Origin of the sequence: Dysgonomonas sp. GY617, assembly GCF_015233815.1 — a bacterium.
In the GTDB taxonomy this organism is placed as follows: Bacteria; Bacteroidota; Bacteroidia; order Bacteroidales; family Dysgonomonadaceae; genus Dysgonomonas_A.
This window is the reverse complement of the sequence record NZ_JADCLR010000007.1, coordinates 25,217-44,528: the sequence shown is the minus strand read 5'-3', so window position 1 is coordinate 44,528 and position 19,312 is coordinate 25,217. Positions and strand designations below refer to the sequence as shown.

Annotated in this window: 17 protein-coding genes; 4 read left to right on the top strand and 13 right to left on the bottom strand. The window is 34.8% G+C overall.

Going from position 1 to position 19,312, the window contains the following annotated elements:
- Nucleotides 1–11 precede the first annotated feature (11 nt).
- The 5 genes from murA to IR022_RS07295 form a co-directional block, all read right to left on the bottom strand.
- Nucleotides 12–1,316, bottom strand: coding sequence for a UDP-N-acetylglucosamine 1-carboxyvinyltransferase (gene murA / locus IR022_RS07315; protein WP_194203220.1), 1,305 nt, complete (start codon nt 1,314–1,316; stop codon nt 12–14).
- A 97-nt stretch (nt 1,317–1,413) separates the two neighbouring features.
- Nucleotides 1,414–2,418 carry a UDP-N-acetylmuramate dehydrogenase gene (murB, locus tag IR022_RS07310; RefSeq protein ID WP_194203219.1) on the bottom strand — a complete coding sequence of 335 codons (1,005 nt, stop codon included), beginning with the start codon at nt 2,416–2,418 and terminating at the stop codon, nt 1,414–1,416.
- A gap of 69 nt (nt 2,419–2,487) precedes the next feature.
- A complete protein-coding gene (locus IR022_RS07305) occupies nt 2,488–3,234 on the bottom strand; it encodes a hypothetical protein (RefSeq protein ID WP_194203218.1) in 747 nt (248 codons plus the stop codon).
- A 96-nt stretch (nt 3,235–3,330) separates the two neighbouring features.
- Nucleotides 3,331–4,467, bottom strand: coding sequence for a dTDP-glucose 4,6-dehydratase (gene rfbB / locus IR022_RS07300; RefSeq protein ID WP_194203217.1), 1,137 nt, complete (start codon nt 4,465–4,467; stop codon nt 3,331–3,333).
- A gap of 123 nt (nt 4,468–4,590) precedes the next feature.
- Complete coding sequence (locus IR022_RS07295; RefSeq protein ID WP_194203216.1) at nt 4,591–6,057, bottom strand: capsule assembly Wzi family protein; 1,467 nt, start codon at nt 6,055–6,057, stop codon at nt 4,591–4,593.
- 190 nt (nt 6,058–6,247) lie between these two features.
- Between IR022_RS07295 and ileS the strand changes: the two genes are divergently transcribed.
- From ileS to IR022_RS07275, 4 genes are all read left to right on the top strand, one after another.
- Nucleotides 6,248–9,658 carry an isoleucine--tRNA ligase gene (gene ileS, locus IR022_RS07290; protein WP_194203215.1) on the top strand — a complete coding sequence of 1,137 codons (3,411 nt, stop codon included), beginning with the start codon at nt 6,248–6,250 and terminating at the stop codon, nt 9,656–9,658.
- A 38-nt stretch (nt 9,659–9,696) separates the two neighbouring features.
- Complete coding sequence (locus IR022_RS07285) at nt 9,697–10,077, top strand: TraR/DksA family transcriptional regulator (RefSeq protein ID WP_050708858.1); 381 nt, start codon at nt 9,697–9,699, stop codon at nt 10,075–10,077.
- Between the two features lie 177 nt (nt 10,078–10,254).
- A complete protein-coding gene (locus IR022_RS07280; RefSeq protein WP_050708857.1) occupies nt 10,255–10,884 on the top strand; it encodes a lipoprotein signal peptidase in 630 nt (209 codons plus the stop codon).
- The gene (locus IR022_RS07275; RefSeq protein ID WP_194203214.1) at nt 10,881–11,645 is read left to right on the top strand and encodes a DUF4296 domain-containing protein; all 765 of its coding nucleotides are present in this window, start codon (nt 10,881–10,883) and stop codon (nt 11,643–11,645) included. The genes IR022_RS07280 and IR022_RS07275 overlap by 4 nt, the downstream gene beginning before the upstream one ends.
- 72 nt (nt 11,646–11,717) lie before the next feature.
- On the opposite strand, the gene IR022_RS07270 is transcribed toward IR022_RS07275, so the two are convergent.
- From IR022_RS07270 to IR022_RS07235, 8 genes are all read right to left on the bottom strand, one after another.
- Nucleotides 11,718–12,794, bottom strand: a complete 1,077-nt coding sequence (locus IR022_RS07270) for an LptF/LptG family permease (protein ID WP_050708855.1) — start codon at nt 12,792–12,794, stop codon at nt 11,718–11,720.
- A gap of 12 nt (nt 12,795–12,806) precedes the next feature.
- A complete protein-coding gene (tgt, locus tag IR022_RS07265) occupies nt 12,807–13,937 on the bottom strand; it encodes a tRNA guanosine(34) transglycosylase Tgt (protein ID WP_194203213.1) in 1,131 nt (376 codons plus the stop codon).
- Between the two features lie 31 nt (nt 13,938–13,968).
- Entirely contained in the window at nt 13,969–15,288 is a 1,320-nt protein-coding gene (locus IR022_RS07260) for a hemolysin family protein (protein WP_194203212.1), read from the bottom strand.
- Nucleotides 15,289–15,363: 75 nt separating this feature from the next.
- The gene (locus IR022_RS07255; RefSeq protein WP_050708852.1) at nt 15,364–15,840 is read right to left on the bottom strand and encodes a pyridoxamine 5'-phosphate oxidase family protein; all 477 of its coding nucleotides are present in this window, start codon (nt 15,838–15,840) and stop codon (nt 15,364–15,366) included.
- A gap of 3 nt (nt 15,841–15,843) precedes the next feature.
- Nucleotides 15,844–16,134, bottom strand: coding sequence for a putative quinol monooxygenase (locus IR022_RS07250; protein ID WP_194203211.1), 291 nt, complete (start codon nt 16,132–16,134; stop codon nt 15,844–15,846).
- A 7-nt stretch (nt 16,135–16,141) separates the two neighbouring features.
- Nucleotides 16,142–17,902 (bottom strand): hypothetical protein, encoded by a 1,761-nt coding sequence (locus IR022_RS07245; protein WP_194203210.1) that lies wholly within the window; start codon nt 17,900–17,902, stop codon nt 16,142–16,144.
- Nucleotides 17,899–18,396 carry a DUF7000 family protein gene (locus IR022_RS07240; protein ID WP_050708849.1) on the bottom strand — a complete coding sequence of 166 codons (498 nt, stop codon included), beginning with the start codon at nt 18,394–18,396 and terminating at the stop codon, nt 17,899–17,901. Before IR022_RS07240 ends, IR022_RS07245 begins: the two co-directional genes overlap by 4 nt.
- A 56-nt stretch (nt 18,397–18,452) precedes the next feature.
- The gene (locus IR022_RS07235) at nt 18,453–19,298 is read right to left on the bottom strand and encodes a DUF3316 domain-containing protein (RefSeq protein WP_194203209.1); all 846 of its coding nucleotides are present in this window, start codon (nt 19,296–19,298) and stop codon (nt 18,453–18,455) included.
- Nucleotides 19,299–19,312: the final 14 nt, after the last annotated feature.

Here is a 19,312-nt window from a genome sequence, read left to right as displayed (position 1 = left end):
GGTCTCTTACCTTAATCCATTCTCATTATATTAGCACCAAGTTGATTTAGGCGAGCATCAATGTTTTGATACCCTCTGTCTATTTGGTCAATATTATGGATTGTGCTTTTACCTTCTGCACACATTGCTGCAATAAGGAGGGCAATACCTGCGCGGATATCGGGCGATGTCATAGTTGTAGCGCGCATTGATCGTCTACCTGTGCCAATAACCGTTGCTCGGTGAGGGTCACATAGAATAATTTGTGCTCCCATATCTATAAGCTTATCAACGAAGAATAAGCGGCTTTCGAACATTTTTTGATGTATCAAAACACTACCTTGTGCTTGTGTGGCTACAACAAGCAGAACACTGATAAGGTCAGGAGTTAGTCCTGGCCATGGTGCATCAGCAATTGTAAGGATAGATCCATCGATGAATGTATCAATCGTATAATCTTTGTGTCTTGGAATATGAATGTCATCGCCTCTGCGCTCTAATGTTATTCCTAAACGGCGAAACGTATCTGGTATAATACCTAGCTCATCATATGCTACGTCTTTTATCGTAATCTCGGATCCTGTCATAGCAGCCATTCCAATAAAACTGCCAATTTCAATCATATCAGGTAGTATTCGATGAGTTGTTCCTCCCAAAGATTCAACACCTTCTATTCTGATCAAATTAGATGCTATTCCAGTTATTTTAGCTCCCATGCGATTCAGCATTTTACAAAGTTGCTGTAAGTATGGTTCGCAAGCTGCATTATATATAGTGGTTTCGCCTTCCGCTAAAACTGCTGCCATTATTATGTTGGCAGTACCTGTAACCGAAGCTTCATCCAAAAGCATGTATGCTCCTTTTAGTTTATCGGCGGTAATAGAATACATTTGCTTCTCATTGTCATAATTGAATTCAGCTCCTAGTTTTTGTATTCCTTCAAAATGGGTATCTAAACGGCGACGTCCAATTTTATCACCTCCGGGTTTAGGTAGTAAAGCCTTTCCGAATCGTGTAACTAATGGTCCTATTATCATAACAGAACCTCTTAATGATGCACTCTTCTTTAAAAATTCAGGGCTTTCAAGGTATGCCAAGTCTACACTGTCGGCTTTAAACGACCATGTGTTTTCATTTATTCGTTTTGTTGTAACACCCATATCTCCCAAAAGAGAAATAAGATTGTTTACATCTAATATATCGGGTATGTTTTCTATAATTACTTCTTCAGGAGTTAATAGTACAGCACAAATAATTTGTAGCGCTTCGTTTTTTGCGCCTTGTGGTGTAATTTCTCCATTTAGGCGACAACCGCCTTCTATAATAAATGATGCCATGGTATCTTCTTTTTAAGTAAAATATTTAATGATATATTGAAGGTATAATAGTTTATGGCTGTTATACTTGCAAAGTGATAAAATTAGGACTAAAACCTTATAGTATTCTCACTTCGGGTTCTAAATTGATATTGAATTTGTCAGCAACGGCTTGTTGTATTTCTTTCATGAAAAAAACAATATCGTTACCATCCGTAGAACCGTAATTTACAATAATAAGAGCTTGTTTAGGATATGTACCTATTTGTCCGATTTGTTTCCCTTTATATCCGGCTCTGTCTATCAGAAATGCCGCAGATGTTTTGATTAAACCATTGGGCAATGGATAAAGAGGTAGATCTGGGTATTCTTTTGATATACTTTCTGCTACTTGTTCTGTAATATAAGGGTTTTTAAAAAAACTACCACAGTTAGGTAATTCTTTTTCATTTGGAAGTTTTCGTTGTCTGATACGAATAACTGCATCCCTTACCTCTCTGATTGTAGGTTCTGAAACATCTTCTAATTCTTTATTCAGATCTGCATATTTTGGTGTATAAGTATATGATCTGTTTAAAAGAAATACAACAGATATGATTATATAATTATCTTGTTTCTTAAAGATACTATCCCTATAAGCAAACTCACATTCTGCATTTGAAAAGGAAACCACTTCTAATGTTTCCATATTAAGGGCAACCACTTCATGTATGCAGTCCTTAACTTCAGCTCCGTATGCACCTATGTTTTGAACAGGTGAAGCTCCTACAGTACCTGGTATATAAGATAGATTTTCTAAACCTGCATAACCTTTATCTACGCAGTATTCGACAAGGTTATCCCAGTCCTCTGATCCCATCACTTCTAGAAATACATGCTCAGAGTCGTCTGATTCATCGGATACCTCTCTAATGCCAAGCATAGTGGGTTTGATAACCAATCCTTCAAAATTTTTAGTGAAGAATAAATTACATCCTCCTCCTAAGATTAACTTTGTTTCTAACGGATGGTCACTCAAACACTGTCGGAGTTGCTTAATATCTGTAGGCTCACAAAATATTTTTGCTAGAGCTTCTGTGCGAAATGAATTATATGGTTTTAACTGCGTATTGTATTGATACATGTCTTATATGGGATACTGTAAAATATTGCTATTTTGTTTTAATTTAAAGATAGAGCTTGTTTGGATAGATTATTTTCTATTTCTTTTTATTACAATTCCTGCTATACCTACTACAATAATTCCTCCGATTATCCACAGTATGATTTCCCAGTTATTGATAACGAATTTTATAATAAATATAAGAGCTATAATTACAGCAATTACACCACAGATCAACAGTCCCTTTTTTATAGTCTCTTTGTTCGATTGGGCTTCTATTTCCTTTATAGTACTCTCTTCATTTTGAATAGTGTTTGCTGGCTTATTATTAATAGTAGCTACTTCTTCAAAATCAACATATTCTTTTTCTGTTTCGGGAGTAATGGCTACTTCTTCATAGTCAATATCTTCGGGTAGGAGCTTTTGTGGCTCACTGTTTTCTTGAACAGAAGATATAATTTCTTGTATTGGTTGGTTTTGCTCTGTAATTTGTTCTTGAATATCAGTTGTAGGGGTAGGGAGATGCTCCTTTATATCCTCCAATTCTATAATATCTTTTTCAATATTATTGTGAATCTGATTAGTTGGAGTGTTGCTTTCAGACAATCTAATAATTGTATCAACCCTCGAAGATGCAATTTTTGTATCGAAATCATTATTCTCAACCATTCTCAATAATTCATTCTCAATAGCAGGATACTTTTGTATCAGAGATCGACAGGCATCAGCAAAATCACGAAAACGATTGATCTTTTCAAGTTTTGCTCTCATTTCATCTCCACCTGAGGTAGATAGATCTAGTATCTTATCGGCAATAGCAGACTTTAGATTGTCCATAACAGTTATATACTGTAAATAATTATGTTACTATATTTAATTAACTCTCGTGAGTTTTTTGACATATAAAAAGCAATAAATTGCCCGTAGACCCATTTATCTGTTTGAATACATTTGATCATAGTACTTCATATAGTCACCAGAAGTAACTTCTTCAACCCATTCTTGGTTATCCAAATACCAGCGAATTGTTTTTACAATGCCTTTGTCAAACATTGTTTCGGGTGTCCAGCCCAATTCTGTTGAAATTTTAGCAGGATCAATAGCATAACGTTGGTCGTGTCCTTGACGGTCTTTTACAAATGTTATAAGATCATTATTCATCCATGATATATCTATTGTTCCATCCGAAAGAAGTTCTTTTTTCTTAAGGACAGAGCGATATTGTGGTTCTTTTTCCATAATATCGTGTATTGTTGATATAACAAGCTTTACTATATCAATGTTCTTTTTCTCATTATGTCCACCAATATTATATACTTCGTAGATGCGGCCTTTATTGACTACAATGTCAATAGCTTTGCAATGATCTTCTACATATAACCAGTCACGAACATTACTACCATCTCCATATACAGGAAGTTTTTTACCTTCAAGAATATTGCGGATAATGAGTGGTATAAGTTTTTCAGGGAAGTGGTATGGTCCGTAATTGTTAGAACAACGTGTAATATTTATTGGCATCTTATAAGTTTCGCCATATGCTTTAACTATAAGGTCTCCTCCTGTTTTAGCTGCACTATATGGCGAACTAGGGTCAAGAGGTGTTGTTTCTGTAAAATAGCCTTCATCGCCTAAAGATCCATATACTTCGTCGGTTGATACTTGCAAATACTTAACGCCTTCTTTCCAGATGGGGTAGTTGTTGTCATCTTTACCATTAGTCCAGTATTTTTTTGCTGTATCTAATAGGTTTTGTGTTCCTAATATATTTGTTTGAAGAAATATTTGAGGATTTTCGATGCTGCGGTCTACATGACTTTCCGCTGCAAAATTTACAACATAATCAATAGTATTCTCGCTGAATATTTTGTCAGTAACAGTACTGTCACAGATGTCTCCTTTTACAAATTTAATTCTGGCATCTTTTAGCTCTTCAGATAAAGTTCCTAGATTCCCTGCATAGGTTAATGAATCCAATATAATAATTTGTATATCTGAATATTTGGCTAACATGTATTTTACAAAGTTAGCTCCAATAAAGCCTGCTCCTCCTGTTACTAAGTAAGTCATTTCGTTGTATGTTTAATTAAATTCTATTTATATAAAAGTACAAAATTATAAATTAAATGCCGTAAATAATATCACTGCTTGAATTTAGTGACAATAAACTTTGTTATTGATACTTAAGGAAGCTTATTGAGCATGAAATGCTTTAGATATTTTGAATTGAACACCCGTGTTGTCTCCAATCATATCTGACTTATCATAAGAAAAAGCTCCGGAAAATAGCCATCCTTGAAGTTTATCATTACTATAAGTTGTCTCAAGCATTGTTGAGAACTGATCGCGAATACTTCTGGATGGAATCAAAGGTGTTCCCCAACTTTGTGAGTAAGTAATCAGCGCTCTGTATTTTAAATTATCACATATATAACCTGTTATTCCTCCATGAAAAGAAGACAAGCGAGTATTATAAACGGTTAAAGAGCTACCATTATTGTATATGGGAGATGTAAGTAATGGATTTCCCATAACAAATCCATAATTACTCAGGGATATATAGTCAACGTGATTATAATAATTGTCACCACCGCTTACTTGAACAGGTATTTCTTCGCTTTTGTCCCATAAGAATGGACCCGATTGATCTTTTGTGTGTAGGTATTCAAATAATAATCCTGTTATCCATCCTTTTTTAGTCAGATTAAGCTCTATACCGTATAATCCGTCTGGGACACTTTTGAAAAATAGTCCTGAATGGTCTTCAAAAAAACGTTCTACATATGCTTTAACGGTGTAGTCTTCTTTTCTGTAATTGGTTATAAAATGCAAACTTCCATAGACATTACCTAATATACTAGCTTGATCTGTCATATTAGAGTCGCTACCTCCTGACATTGGTAATAAAACTCTGAAAAAATCTTTGAACCCTGCAGGACTACTCCATTTGTACTTTCCGTCTTTATAAAATTGACCTCCCCATTGAGTATCCATTTCTAGCCCCATAATAAAGTTCCATACAGAATTATTTTCAAATTTCAGAAATCCGTATTTTCTATGATATAGAATTTCTTCGGCATAAGAACCGTCTGCTGCATTGTTTCGTTTAAATTTATCATCCATAAATCGACCATACGAGATTCCTCCCATTACTTCGAGGAGTCCTTTGGTATATGGTATGGATACAAAGTTAGGAAGACTGGCTTCTACCTGAGGAATTGGCCTTGCATTATTGGACAGGGTTAAACCTCCAGTACTAAGCAATTCGTTCTTGAATAGAGGTGCACGTTCTTTCGAACCTATAGAAAGTTTTACATTTTTGTAAGCAAAATCTGTATATAATTGTTGAAAGTGAAAATCGGAGTTTAAATTGTGTGCAGCAACAATGTCTACTCCCAGTTGAAGTTTTAGTTGGTCTGCTAATTTTTTCTTTGCAAAAGTTTGTACTCTAAGGTAGCCACTATTGTTATCTGTAGCTCCTAAGCCATACATATTGTTGGTAAGCCAAAAAGGAGTATTATCACCACCCGAAAAAGTGCCTAAAGTTCCTATATTTACATCTATAGCTGTTCTTTCTGATAAATTTTCATCTGTTTCTTGTGCAATACAAATAGCAGATGAGGCAATGTAAAGAAGAAAAAGTATCGAATATTGTTTCATGTTTAGCGTATCCTGTTTTCACAAATAAATAAGAGACAAATGTAATAAAAAAAGAGAGATAAGGTGTTGGGGCTCTTTTTTGTTTTTGGCAGTATGATATAATGAAGCGAGATGCTGTCAATTTTGGGGATTTATATTCGTTTTTTTATTATATTTGCGACAATTTTTTTACCAGAATAAAGTATTTGCTATGAGCCATAAGTTTACAGAATACAATAATTTCAATTTGTCTGATATAAATAAAGAAATATTAGATAAATGGAATCAGCATAACATATTTCAAAAAAGCTTGGAGATACGTGACGGTGCTCCAACGTTTGTGTTTTATGAAGGCCCCCCTTCAGCGAATGGTATGCCCGGTATTCACCACGTAATGGCTCGTACTATTAAAGATATATTTTGTCGTTTCAAAACGATGAAAGGTTTCTTAGTGAATCGTAAAGCCGGATGGGATACTCATGGTTTGCCTGTAGAGTTAGGTGTTGAAAAATCGTTGGGAATAACAAAAGAGGATATAGGTAAGAAAATATCCGTACAAGAATATAATGATGCCTGCCGCAAGGAGGTTATGAAGTATACGAAAGAGTGGGAAGATTTGACGACTAAAATGGGATATTGGGTGGATATGAACGATCCTTATATCACATATGATAATCGTTATATTGAAACTCTGTGGTATTTACTTAAGGATCTTTATAGTAAAGGATATTTATATAAAGGATATACTATACAACCTTATTCTCCGGCAGCGGGTACAGGACTTAGTTCTCACGAATTGAATCAACCTGGTACATATCGTGATGTAAAAGATACTACATGTGTTGCCCAGTTTAAAGCGATTGATACTAAACCAGAGATGAATGGTTTTGGTACTCCATACTTTTTGGCTTGGACAACTACTCCTTGGACTCTTCCTTCAAATACAGCTTTGGCTGTGGGTGGAGAAATAGAATATGTTGCTGTACAGACATACAATCCATATACAGGTGATAAGATGACTGCTATTGCAGCAAAATCTCTTATAGCAAGTCTTTTTAATCCTAAAGCAGCAGATTTACAACTTGATGATTATAAGCAAGGTGATAAACTGATACCTTATAAAATAGTAGGAGAGTGGAAAGGTTCTGAATTAGCAGGAATGAAATACGAGCAGCTTATCCCTTGGGTAAATCCGGGAGAGGGTGCATTTAAAGTAATAACCGGAGACTTTGTTACAACAGAAGATGGTACAGGTATTGTACATATAGCGCCAACTTTTGGTGCAGATGATGCTAAAGTTGCTAAGGCTAACAATGTTCCTGCACTGATGTTGACGGATAAAGATGGTAATCTGCGTCCAATGGTTGACCTTACTGGTAAGTATTTCAAATTGGATGACCTTGATGCTAATTATGTAAAGCAATCGGTGAATGTTGACCTATATAAAGAATATGCAGGGCGTTATGTGAAAAATGCTTATGATAACTCTTTAACCGAGGTAGATGCTACTTTAGATATAGATATATGTGTGATGCTTAAACAAGAGAATAAAGCATTCCGTATAGAAAAACATGTGCATAATTACCCTCATTGTTGGCGTACAGATAAGCCTGTATTATATTATCCTTTGGATAGCTGGTTTATACGTACAACTGCTTGTAAAGATCAATTGATAGAGCTAAATCAAACAATTAACTGGAAACCTCAATCAACAGGTACAGGTCGTTTTGGTAAATGGTTAGAAAATCTACAAGATTGGAATTTAAGCCGTAGCCGTTACTGGGGTACTCCGTTACCTATCTGGAGATCAGAAGATGGTAAAGAGGAACTTTGTATTGGTTCGGTTAAAGAATTGTATGAAGAGATAGCTAAATCAATCAAGGCTGGATTCATGTCCGAAGAGCCTTGGGCTGGTTTTGAAATAGGCAACTTAGATAAAGAGAATTACGAGAAGATAGATCTTCATCGTCCTTATGTTGATAATATTATATTGGTATCGCCTTCGGGAAAACCGATGAAGCGTGAAACCGATTTGATCGATGTTTGGTTCGATTCGGGTGCTATGCCTTTTGCTCAGGTGTTTTATCCAAATATCAGTGCTGAGGAATTCGAGAAAATATATCCTGCTGATTTTATTGCAGAGGGTGTAGATCAAACCAGGGGTTGGTTCTTTACAATGCATGCTATATCAACCATGATAAATGGTCGTGTTGCATTTAAGAATGTTATATCGAATGGTTTGGTTTTAGATAAAAACGGAAACAAAATGTCTAAGCGTTTAGGCAATGGAGTTGATCCGTTCGAAACGATAGAAAAATATGGTTCAGACCCATTGCGTTGGTATATGATAACAAATGCTTCGCCTTGGGATAATCTGAAATTCGATACAGAAGGTATAGATGAGGTTCGTCGTAAGTTTTTCGGAACATTATACAATACTTATTCGTTCTTTGCATTGTATGCTAATGTGGATGGCTTTAATAACTCTCAACCTCAAATACCAATAGGAGAGCGTCCAGAGATAGACCGTTGGGTTATGTCTCTGCTCAATACATTGGTGAAAGAAGTAGATGAATATTATGAAACCTATGAGCCTACAAAAGCAGGACGTGCTATATCTGATTTTGTAAACGATAACTTGAGTAATTGGTACGTTCGTTTAAACAGGAAACGCTTTTGGGGTGGCAGCATGACTGCAGATAAATTGTCAGCATACCAGACCCTTTACACTTGTTTAAAAACTGTAGCCAAACTGATGGCGCCTATAGCTCCTTTCTATGCTGATAAGTTATATCATGATCTGACAGTTGCTTGTGAACTTGATAGTGAAATATCGATTCACCTTGCAGGCTTTCCGAAATATGATACTTCAGTTATTGATAAGGCATTGGAAGAGCGTATGCAAATAGCTCAAAGCATATCTTCTATGATATTAGCTTTACGTAGAAAAGTAAGTATAAAAGTACGTCAGCCATTGATGCAGATAATGATTCCTGTATTGGATCAGCATCAACAAGATGCTATTGAGGCTGTGCGTGATCTTATACTGAACGAAGTTAATGTAAAAGAGCTCAAATATGTAGATAATGCAGCCGGTATATTGGTTAAGAAGGTTAAGCCTGATTTTAAGAAACTAGGACCACGCTATGGCAAGATAATGAAACAACTTGCAGCAGTAGTTCAGGTGATGGATCAGAATGCTATTTCTCAGCTAGAGTCTACAGGTTCATATACGTTTGATATAGAAGGTCAATTGGCTACTATTGAATTGGCAGATGTAGAAATTATCTCAGAGGATATAGAAGGATGGTTGGTAGCTAATGAAGGACGCTTAACAGTAGCATTGGATATTACTATTACAGACGATTTACGTAAGGAAGGAGTTGCCCGCGAATTGGTAAATCGTATACAAAATATTCGAAAATCGAATGGTTTTGATATTGTAGACCGTATAAAGGTAAAATTATCAGATTCTCAAGAAATCAGTAATGCAGTTAAAGAATATTATGATTATATTGCAGGACAGGTTCTAGCTGATGAAATTTCCTTGGAAGATACAGTCGACGGAATAGAAATAGATATGGATGATTTTGTATTAAACATATCTGTTGATAAGGTATAATACTAAAAATTAATATTAAACTCTAAAAGGTGAACATTATGGGAGAAAAAACACGATACACAGATGAGGAATTAGAAGAATTCCGCGATCTGATTTTGGGGAAATTAGTAAAAGCCAAAGAAGAGTACGAAGCTCTAAAAGCATCTATAACAAACTCTGATGGCAATGATGTTACAGATACATCTCCAACATTTAAAGTTTTGGAAGAAGGCGCTTCTACTTTGTCAAAAGAAGAGGCTGGAAGATTGGCGCAACGTCAAATGAAATTTATCCAGAACTTGCAAGCAGCTCTTATTCGCATCGAAAATAAGACATATGGTATTTGCCGCGAAACAGGGAAATTAATTCCTAAAGAGCGTTTACGTGCAGTGCCTCATGCAACATTGAGCATCGAAGCAAAAAATGGAGGAGTTAAATAATAAATATCAATAATTAGAATATTTATAAAGGAAAAGTAGTAAGATTATTTTATAGTTTTACTGCTTTTTCTTCTCATGTTTATAGTTTAGACTTCAAGCTTATTTATTAGAGCTTTATATTTTGTCAGCTTTATTCATGATATAACAGAGATAGTTTACTGTACTTATAAAAAGAATATGAATAAATTACCAAAAGGGCTAACAGCCATCTTAGTTGTTTTACTCGTTATAATAGCAGATCAGGTTCTAAAAATTTGGGTGAAAACTAATATGGCACTCTATGATAGTATTGATATTGCCAGTTGGTTTAAAATATACTTTGTGGAAAATAATGGTATGGCGTTTGGTATTGAAGTCATAGGTAAATTATTCTTGTCACTATTTCGTATTGTAGCGGTTTGTTTTATAGGATATTACTTATATCAATTAGTGAAGAGAAATTACGCTAATGGGTATATTGCTTGTATTGCATTGATATTAGCCGGAGCTTTAGGTAATATTATAGACAGTGTATTTTATGGTGAGATATTTACAGCTAGTTATCCGGGTCATGTAGCATCATTAGTTCCTTTTGGACAAGGATATTCGAGCATGTTGCATGGTAAAGTAGTAGATATGTTTTACTTTCCTCTGATACAAGGAGTATTTCCTCAGTGGGTGCCTGTATGGGGTGGTGAGGATTTTATCTTCTTCCGTCCTATATTCAATCTAGCAGATTCAGCTATAACAGTTGGTATTGTTTTGTTACTAATCTTTTACCGTAAAACATTGCTAGAAACAATGCAAAAACCAGAAAATGCAGCATGAGAAAACGTAAGTTGACATGTTATCTATTGTCCTTTTTTATTAGTTCTGTAAGTGTGATCTCTTGCAGGGACGGTAAAGATGCCTTATCTCGTGACAAAATGGTTGAAGTTCTGCATGATATTCAATTAGCTGAAGCCATCTATCAAAATAAATATAACGATTTTAGAGACAAAGAGCAAAAGGATGCTTTGATACAAGGCATTCTCAATAAGCATGGTATAACTCAGGCTGAATTAGACTCTTCATTGGTTTGGTATGCTGATAATGCGGAAATATATATGAAAGTAAATGATTCCGTTATCTCTTCATTAAAAACAGAAGTAGAGCATCTAAGTAAAACATTCTCTCGAGGTTTAGGTGCCTCAAATGTAAATAATTCGATATTACCTTCTTTCTTTTATTTATCAGGCTATGTGCCAACACTAACTTTTGATATTGATTCTGTTCGTATTCATAATTATCCTAATTTCTCATTAGAGTTTAATACACTAGGTCTTCAAGAGCAAACGAAAGCTGAGTTAGAGGTAGTGTTTGAATATAAGGATACTACTATCACTAAGTATCAGTCTTTGAATAAAGATGCCCAATTTAAGGTATTAGGTGATACTCTTCCTCTCAAAAATATTTCGGGATATATTCATATAGACGCTCGAAATTCAATTGACAAAAAAGTCTTACTTTACAATATTGTTTTGAAGAATATTGAAACTCCAAAAGATAGCACAACTGTTAATAAAGTTGATTCTTTAGCGATTAAATAAGCTTTATAGGAAATTTTCTATTTCTCTATTGGGAGAAAGTAGATTAGATTAAATCTAAAAAGGAATATCTTCTTAATTTGGAGCTCTGTTATATAAGTATGCTGCTATACCTACGAATATAACGTTAGGTATCCAAGCAGCGATTAAAGGGCTAACAGCTCCCGATACAGCAAAGGTAGAACTTAGAGTTAAGAATAGAATGTATGATACACTAAGAAGAAGCCCTATCCCAATATTTAACCCCATGCCTCCTTTTACTTTTCGTGACGATAGCGAAGCTCCAATAATGGTTAATATGAATGCTGAAGCTATAGAAGCGAATCTTTTATGATACTCTATCTCGAATGCTTGTATGTTGCCGATTCCTCTGTCTTTTTGGCGTTGAATATGCTTATGTAGAGCAGGCGTAGTCATTTGCTCAAAGTCATTGCTGGAGATAAGGAAATCACTAGGTACAATAGTCAGTACTGTATCAATTTTACTACCTGTTGTAATATGTTCTCTCATTCCATCAAATTCACGAATAGAGTAGTCGTAAATAGTCCAATTATATAATGAATCGTATTGAATACGATTAGCTGTAAGACGTGAGGCTAATTCTTTACCTTCGAATTTATCTAATGAAAAGTAGAATCCCATTTTATCATTATTGTCGTATCTGTTGAAGTAAGCTATAACTCCCGGTTCTATTTGAATTTGGATACGCTCAGCATATGTAACAGCTTTATTCTTGATGTATTTATTCATGAAGTTTATCCGCACCACATTTGCAGGAGGAATAATAAAACTACTAAGAGCAAAGCTTATAAGGGCAATAACACCTGCTGATATAAGGTAAGGTTTCATGAGCCTTTTAAAGCTCATCCCTGAGGCTAACATCGCTATTATCTCTGAATTATCAGCAAGTTTGGATGTGAAAAATATAACAGAGATAAAAACGAATAATGCACTGAATAGATTTATGTAATAGGGGATAAAATTCAGATAATAACTGAATATTATAGCTTTTACGGGTGCATCGTTTTTTAGAAATTTATCAAGTTGTTCGTTAAAGTCAAATACTACGGCAATAGATATGATAAGCACAATGGAGAATACATAAGTCCCCAAAAAGTTTTTAATAATATATCTGTCTAATATAGTAAGCATTAACTCAAAGTGTTATAATCGTCGTGTAACGTCTTCTATAATGGAAGCTTTCCAGCTGATAAAGTCTCCTGCAATAATGTGTTTGCGAGCCTCTTTAACCAACCATAAATAGAAAGCTAAGTTATGTATAGATGCGATTTGTAGAGCAAGAATTTCGTTAACAATAAATAAATGTCTTAGATATGCTTTGCTATATAGTGTATCTACGAATGAAGCACCTTCGGGGTCTATTGGCGAAAAGTCATTAGCCCATCTCTTGTTCTTCATATTCATAATACCATGACGGGTGAAAATTTGACCATTACGTCCATTTCTAGTTGGCATAATACAGTCAAACATATCTACTCCACGTTCTATGGCTTCCAAAAGATTAGCAGGAGTACCAACTCCCATCAAATAACGAGGTTTGTCTTGTGGTAATATTTCATTGACAATCTCAATCATCTCGTACATTTTCTCAGTAGGTTCTCCCACTGCCAGACCACCTATGGCATTACCTTCTGCTCCTTTCGATGCTACATTTTCGGCAGCACGTTTTCTTAGATCAGGATAAACGCAACCTTGTACAATCGGAAATAAAGCTTGTTTATATCCATAAGTACATTCTGTTTCGTTAAATCTTGTAATGCATCGATCGAGCCATCTCTCCGTAAGATCAAGAGATTTCTTTGCATAGCTATATTCAGCATCTCCGGGTGTACACTCGTCAAATGCCATCATAATATCAGCACCTATGGTTCTTTCTATGTCCATAACCCTTTCTGGTGTGAACATGTGCTTAGAGCCATCTATATGAGAACGAAAGATTGCTCCTTCTTCTGTCAGTTTACGATTATGGGCTAAAGAGAATACCTGAAAACCTCCGCTATCTGTAAGAATAGGTTTATTCCAACTATTAAATTTATGCAATCCACCTGCTTGCTCTAGTATTTCTAACCCCGGACGCAGGTATAAATGATATGTATTGCCCAATATGATTTGTGCTTTAATATCATTTTCGAGTTCGGGCATATGTACTGCTTTCACTGCACCTTGTGTGCCTACGGGCATAAAAATAGGAGTTTCAATCTGTCCGTGATCGGTGGTAATTAACCCTGCACGAGCTTTAGATTGAACATCGGTATGTTGAAGTTCAAATTTCATTCTTAATTTCTCTGAGTATTCAGGATTTTCATTATTTGTAAGACGTAGAATCTTCTTGTTGACTTTCTAAATCAACTAATTGTACAAGAACTATTGAAGTCTTGTTTTTCTTTAAAACAGAAAATTCGTATCCTTCTGCTTCCAGTTTGTCGTGAGTATTGGGGATTCTACCAAACTTATCAATTAAATATCCTGCAAGGGTATCGTATTGTTTAGCTTTATCGATAGAGTGGGGTAGCTGATTATTTATATCACTTATAGCAGCGGTAGCGATTACTGAGTAAATATTATCGGATATTTTTTCAACAAATGGAATTTCATTGTCGTATTCGTCTTGTATTTCACCTACCAATTCTTCAAGAATATCCTCCATCGTAATGATACCTTCGATACCTCCATATTCGTTCAACACCATAGCAATTTGTTGGTGCTTTATTTGAAATTCTTTTAGTATTTGTCCGATGCGTTTAGTCTCAGGAACAAAAGATACAGGTCTAACGATAGGGCGAATATCAACCTCTCCGTTTTGACGCATTTTCTTAAGGATATCTTTGAGGTGAACTATCCCTATAATATTATCGATACTGTCTTCGTAACAAGGTATACGCGAGAAACCATCTTCAATGACAGTCTCTAAAGTCTCGGCATCGTAGTCGTTAACATCAATTGCTAAAACTTGTGTACGAGGAACCATTACTTGTCGGGCTGTACGCTCAGAGAAATCAAAAGCGTTTTTGATAATATCATAATTGGAATCTTCTATATTACCACTTTCGCGTACTTGATCAACCAAATATTTTAACTCGTCGCTACTATATGATTCAGTTTCTGAAGCAGTATGTAGTCCGAACATTTTAAGTATCAGATTTGCAAATCCGTTTAGTAACCAAATAAATGGACGACAGATCCAGTAAAAGCCTTGTAGCGGATATGAGATAAACAAAGTTGTTTGCTCAGGTCTTAGTATAGCCAACGATTTAGGAGCAAGCTCACCGAACACTATATGAAGAATAGTGATGATAAGGAAAGCTACAGGTAATGCTATGCCGTGTGCTAATTCGGGGCTTACGTTTACGCCAACCAATTCCATAAAGCTGATTATCATTTTGGAAACTACGGGTTCTCCTATCCAACCTAATGCAAGACTGGATAATGTAATACCTAATTGTGTAGCGGCCAGATATGCATCCAGATGGCTGACAATATGTTTTGAAAGAATCGCAAAACGATTGCCTTCTTGCGCTTTAAGTTCTAATTGTGAGCTTCTTACTTTGACTATAGCAAATTCGGCAGCCACAAAAAAACCATTGAAGAATACAAAAAGAAGAGTAATAAGAATGTTAGATATCATATATCTATTAAAATGATGATATTACAAAGATAATACAATTGTGGTTTCACCAAAAGGATTGATTATAATTTCGGATTAATATTTTGCTTTAGCGGTGATATGTTTGATTTCGATCTTGAATACTGCTGTTCTGTTCCACGACTTATCCATGTACTTTTCTGCAATTTCCTCAAACCCTGCAGAATATTTCTTTACCAGAAGACGTAGAGCTTTTCTCTTTTCATCATCCGATAAATCTATATGAGCATCACCAAAGGCTATAACACTTTCGTAAAGCGTAGTAAATTCATTTGCTATGGGGTTTGTTTTTCCAACTACACAAAACGAAATCTTATTGTTCTTTTTTATTTCATCGAGTTTCTGTCCTTCAAGCGCACAATGAAAGAATAAAGAATTAGTTTCCTCCTCATAAGCATAGCTAATTGGTATACCATATGCATAGCCATTCTCGGATGTGCCTAATGATAAGAATCCAAATTCGGATGTGTTAAGTAGTTCCGTAATCCGATCTCCTTCTAATACACGGTTTTGTCGTCTTATTTCTCGAAACATAGCTTAGTATATTTGTTTGATTATGTCTACTTTGAGTCCTTCTATTTTTCCGGCTATAGCTTTTTTGAATTCTTCAAAATGAGTGCTGGCATTATGAAGGTCAATAGCTTCCTGCGATTTCCACACTTCAAGAATCGTATATTCCAAAGGGTTTGTAATATTTTGGTGTAAATCATACGAAACATTTCCTTCTTCTTTTCGAGTAGCATTTACTACATTTTGTAGTGCGACTAATACCTCTTCTTTATTATCTGATTTAATAGTAATAGTTGCAACGATCTTTAATTCAGTCATTTTATCTTTAATTTATTGTGTTTTTCTCTTTTCGTTTTCCGATTTTATATAAATATATAACTAAGCTTAATAGAGAAACGATTGATAGAATAAGAGAAATGCGTTGTAGAAAAGTTCCGTTATACCACACCTCTATTTTTCCCGATGTTGGTATTGTTACTTCAAGTAATCCATCTCCGCCCTGTTTAACCTCTAGTTTCTTTCCATCTAAAGTTGCTTTATAGCCTTTATAATAGAGCAGGGGAAGCGTTACTCTTTCGGACTTATTTAGTTCAATGTCGAAACTCAATTTGGATTTTAATTTATTGATATTCGTAATTGTGCTATTGATAGTATCTACAACATTAATTGTCTGTCCTCTATCTATAATAAATTCTATTCTGTATCTTATATCTTCTGTTTCCACTGAGGGTATTGAACTAGGTAGATATTCAGCACCAACTATTTCTAAATCATCCAAATTATAATCTCCCGTATTGCTTATTTTATATATGTTATAACCTTGATAAACTCCTCCTGATGTCTTTAAAGATAAGGTTATCCCCCCAATAATTAAGAATATAAATAATAAAGTTCTATTTGTTTGTCTAACAATGATAGTCATATAAATTGCCCCTGAGCAAGCTAACAAGAAACTGGCAGGTTGTAAAAGTCTGAACGGAAATTGTAGAATAGCTAATTTGTTGAATGGGAATGTATACCAAGGAAATTGATCTGAGACTGCAAAAATAAGAATGAATCCGCAAATCATTGATATATCGGCAAATTTAAGGAAGGGATGTTTCCCTTTGATTCCTATGCGGAATAGAAGAGGTATAATTAATAATATTCCAATACTTTCTATTCTTAATTTCTGGTCTGTTAATCCGCTAAACATACCCCAGAGAATGCGGCGTACAGCAAAAGACTGTGGACCTATTTCTGTGGCTAGCGGATGTGTTTGGAAGTAAAACGAATTGTCTGCTAACTGCTCAAACATAGGGAGGAGAAAGAATAAAGAAAGTAGAAGAGAAACAAATCCCGCTATGCCTAAGTAAATTAATCTGGCAGGTGTTTTTATAATCGTTTTATAGCAGATAAGTAAAGTGATACACACCACCAAGAAAATAAGAAAAGCTGATAGTAGATGTGTATATATGAGACATGTGAAACCAATAGTTATAATGTACCATTTTCGTTTAAAGTCTCCGTAGAGAATTTCATACAATCCCCAGAAGATAATAGGCAAAAAAGTAAATGAGATAAATTCGCCTAGTGCTCCTCTATATGAAAAATCGATAATTCGATATAATGCAAAGGTGTAGAGAAGAGAAAAGAGAAAAGCCATTGCATTATCCTTAGTTACTTTTCGAATGCACCAATAGGATAAGATTCCACAGAGAATTGTATGGGTAAATATAATAAGCTTATAAGATGATGCCAATCCTATTAGAGGGATGAAAAAGGCAAAAGGGATAAGCATAAAATCGGGATAAAACAGATTTGCTGCATACCCATATTCGTTTAAAGTATGTGCATTGATGTAAAATGGAAATGTTCCAAATTCAATAGACTGAATAATAGCATAAAATCTATTCGCATGAAACATCAGATCAGTACCTCCTGCCGTAACTGTTTCGTCAGGGAAATACCAAGCCATCATTGCTATTGACAATAGAACTAAAACAGCAATGAATAATATAAACTGATATCGTTGATTATTCCCGATGAAGTTAGATGTCTTGTTATAGAAACTTGAAATATTATCTTTTAATTTGAGAAGGTTCATTTGAATGTGCTGGAATGTTTGATATAGTCTATTATTTCATGAACAAGAATAATTGCTTCTTGTTCAATTTTTGAAGTCAAGATATCGAGTTCGTTAAAGTCGGGGTTTTCAACCAATATTACCTCGAGAACTGAATATTTGGGCATGGCTATTTGCTCTTTATTCCATGGGCTTGTTTTTAATAAATTCCAATAGTTTTTTTGAATTTCTAAATTTTGTCCCATCAGCCAAAGTTCGAATCTAACTTTTTTATGATTTAGTACAATTCCAAACCTTAACTTTTGCTCTCTTAGAAAGTCATTAAAAAAAGGGAAATAGGTAAAGTCCATATAACCAGGAGAAATATTTCCAAAAAGAAACTCATCTGATAATCTTTTTGAAAAATGAGACTTTAAAGCCATCACATATTTTACCAATCCTTCGTAAGCCTTTTGAATATCTTCTTTTTGTAATTGTTCCTTGTAAACAGTAATGTAATCACTAAAATTCTTCATTTCTAATAACTTTTAGTATTATCTAATAATTTCGATCATTAAGAAAACAAGAATACTCAATAAAAGCTACTATCTATGATCTTATTTGATTTAATCTTATTCCCACTGAGATTTACTGATTCGGAAACTAAACCTATAACAATACTATTAGAGTAGTTATGGGTCTGTAAATTATGAATTTTAGTTTGGTAGAATGAACCTAAATATCCCACCCGTAATGTCACTTTAGAAACAGGTATGTCTGCGGTAAAGTACGTTCTTAAGGCTATTTGATTGTGTAATGATGCAAAATTAATTACATCAACACTGTTACCTAAAGATATTTCATAATAAGACTGTCCGTAATGTGGTGAGAATAAAATACCCAATACCGGTGCATCTATTTGCCCACGGAAAGTGATGTTCTTCCAACTATAAAAAGCAATTGCAGATAGGTTTATATTACTATAAGCTCTGGCTGAAGCCGGATTGTTTGAATTTCGCTGATTGTATAGTACACCTCCGCTAATATTCCATAGACCTCCGGCCGAAAATCTGAATTTGTCAGTTTTAATGAGATTATAGTGTCCTCCAAGAGTATATCCCAACAGTACCGAATACTGATCGGCATTTCCTATTGGATTTTTAGTTGTGGTTACCTCTAGGTCTATGAGTTGTTGTTTAGTGAAATTATTATTGAACCACGATGTTTTTCTCATTCGTTCATTCATTAAACGAAAAGACGTTCCTGTATATTTGAGAGGCGATAGATAGGTGTCATACAAATTACTACTACCTACTCCTATGAGAGTAGCATTATTGGTCGACCTGATTTTTTCGTTAACATCTTGGGCATACAATGAGTTTGTACTGAATAAGCAATACGCCATACAAAGGCTTAAAAGAATTCGATATATACTCATGTTGATGAATTTTA

Coding starts and splice junctions, on each gene's coding strand:
- rfbB (WP_194203217.1), bottom strand. CDS start 4,467: ATGACTTACTTAGTAACAGGAGGAGCAGGCTTTATTGGAGCTAACTTT.
- IR022_RS07245 (WP_194203210.1), bottom strand. CDS start 17,902: ATGAACCTTCTCAAATTAAAAGATAATATTTCAAGTTTCTATAACAAG.
- IR022_RS07235 (WP_194203209.1), bottom strand. CDS start 19,298: ATGAGTATATATCGAATTCTTTTAAGCCTTTGTATGGCGTATTGCTTA.
- IR022_RS07270 (WP_050708855.1), bottom strand. CDS start 12,794: ATGCTTACTATATTAGACAGATATATTATTAAAAACTTTTTGGGGACT.
- murB (WP_194203219.1), bottom strand. CDS start 2,418: ATGTATCAATACAATACGCAGTTAAAACCATATAATTCATTTCGCACA.
- IR022_RS07275 (WP_194203214.1), top strand. CDS start 10,881: ATGAGAAAACGTAAGTTGACATGTTATCTATTGTCCTTTTTTATTAGT.
- IR022_RS07260 (WP_194203212.1), bottom strand. CDS start 15,288: ATGATATCTAACATTCTTATTACTCTTCTTTTTGTATTCTTCAATGGT.
- ileS (WP_194203215.1), top strand. CDS start 6,248: ATGAGCCATAAGTTTACAGAATACAATAATTTCAATTTGTCTGATATA.
- IR022_RS07285 (WP_050708858.1), top strand. CDS start 9,697: ATGGGAGAAAAAACACGATACACAGATGAGGAATTAGAAGAATTCCGC.
- tgt (WP_194203213.1), bottom strand. CDS start 13,937: ATGAAATTTGAACTTCAACATACCGATGTTCAATCTAAAGCTCGTGCA.
- IR022_RS07250 (WP_194203211.1), bottom strand. CDS start 16,134: ATGACTGAATTAAAGATCGTTGCAACTATTACTATTAAATCAGATAAT.
- murA (WP_194203220.1), bottom strand. CDS start 1,316: ATGGCATCATTTATTATAGAAGGCGGTTGTCGCCTAAATGGAGAAATT.
- IR022_RS07305 (WP_194203218.1), bottom strand. CDS start 3,234: ATGGACAATCTAAAGTCTGCTATTGCCGATAAGATACTAGATCTATCT.
- IR022_RS07255 (WP_050708852.1), bottom strand. CDS start 15,840: ATGTTTCGAGAAATAAGACGACAAAACCGTGTATTAGAAGGAGATCGG.
- IR022_RS07295 (WP_194203216.1), bottom strand. CDS start 6,057: ATGAAACAATATTCGATACTTTTTCTTCTTTACATTGCCTCATCTGCT.
- IR022_RS07240 (WP_050708849.1), bottom strand. CDS start 18,396: ATGAAGAATTTTAGTGATTACATTACTGTTTACAAGGAACAATTACAA.
- IR022_RS07280 (WP_050708857.1), top strand. CDS start 10,255: ATGAATAAATTACCAAAAGGGCTAACAGCCATCTTAGTTGTTTTACTC.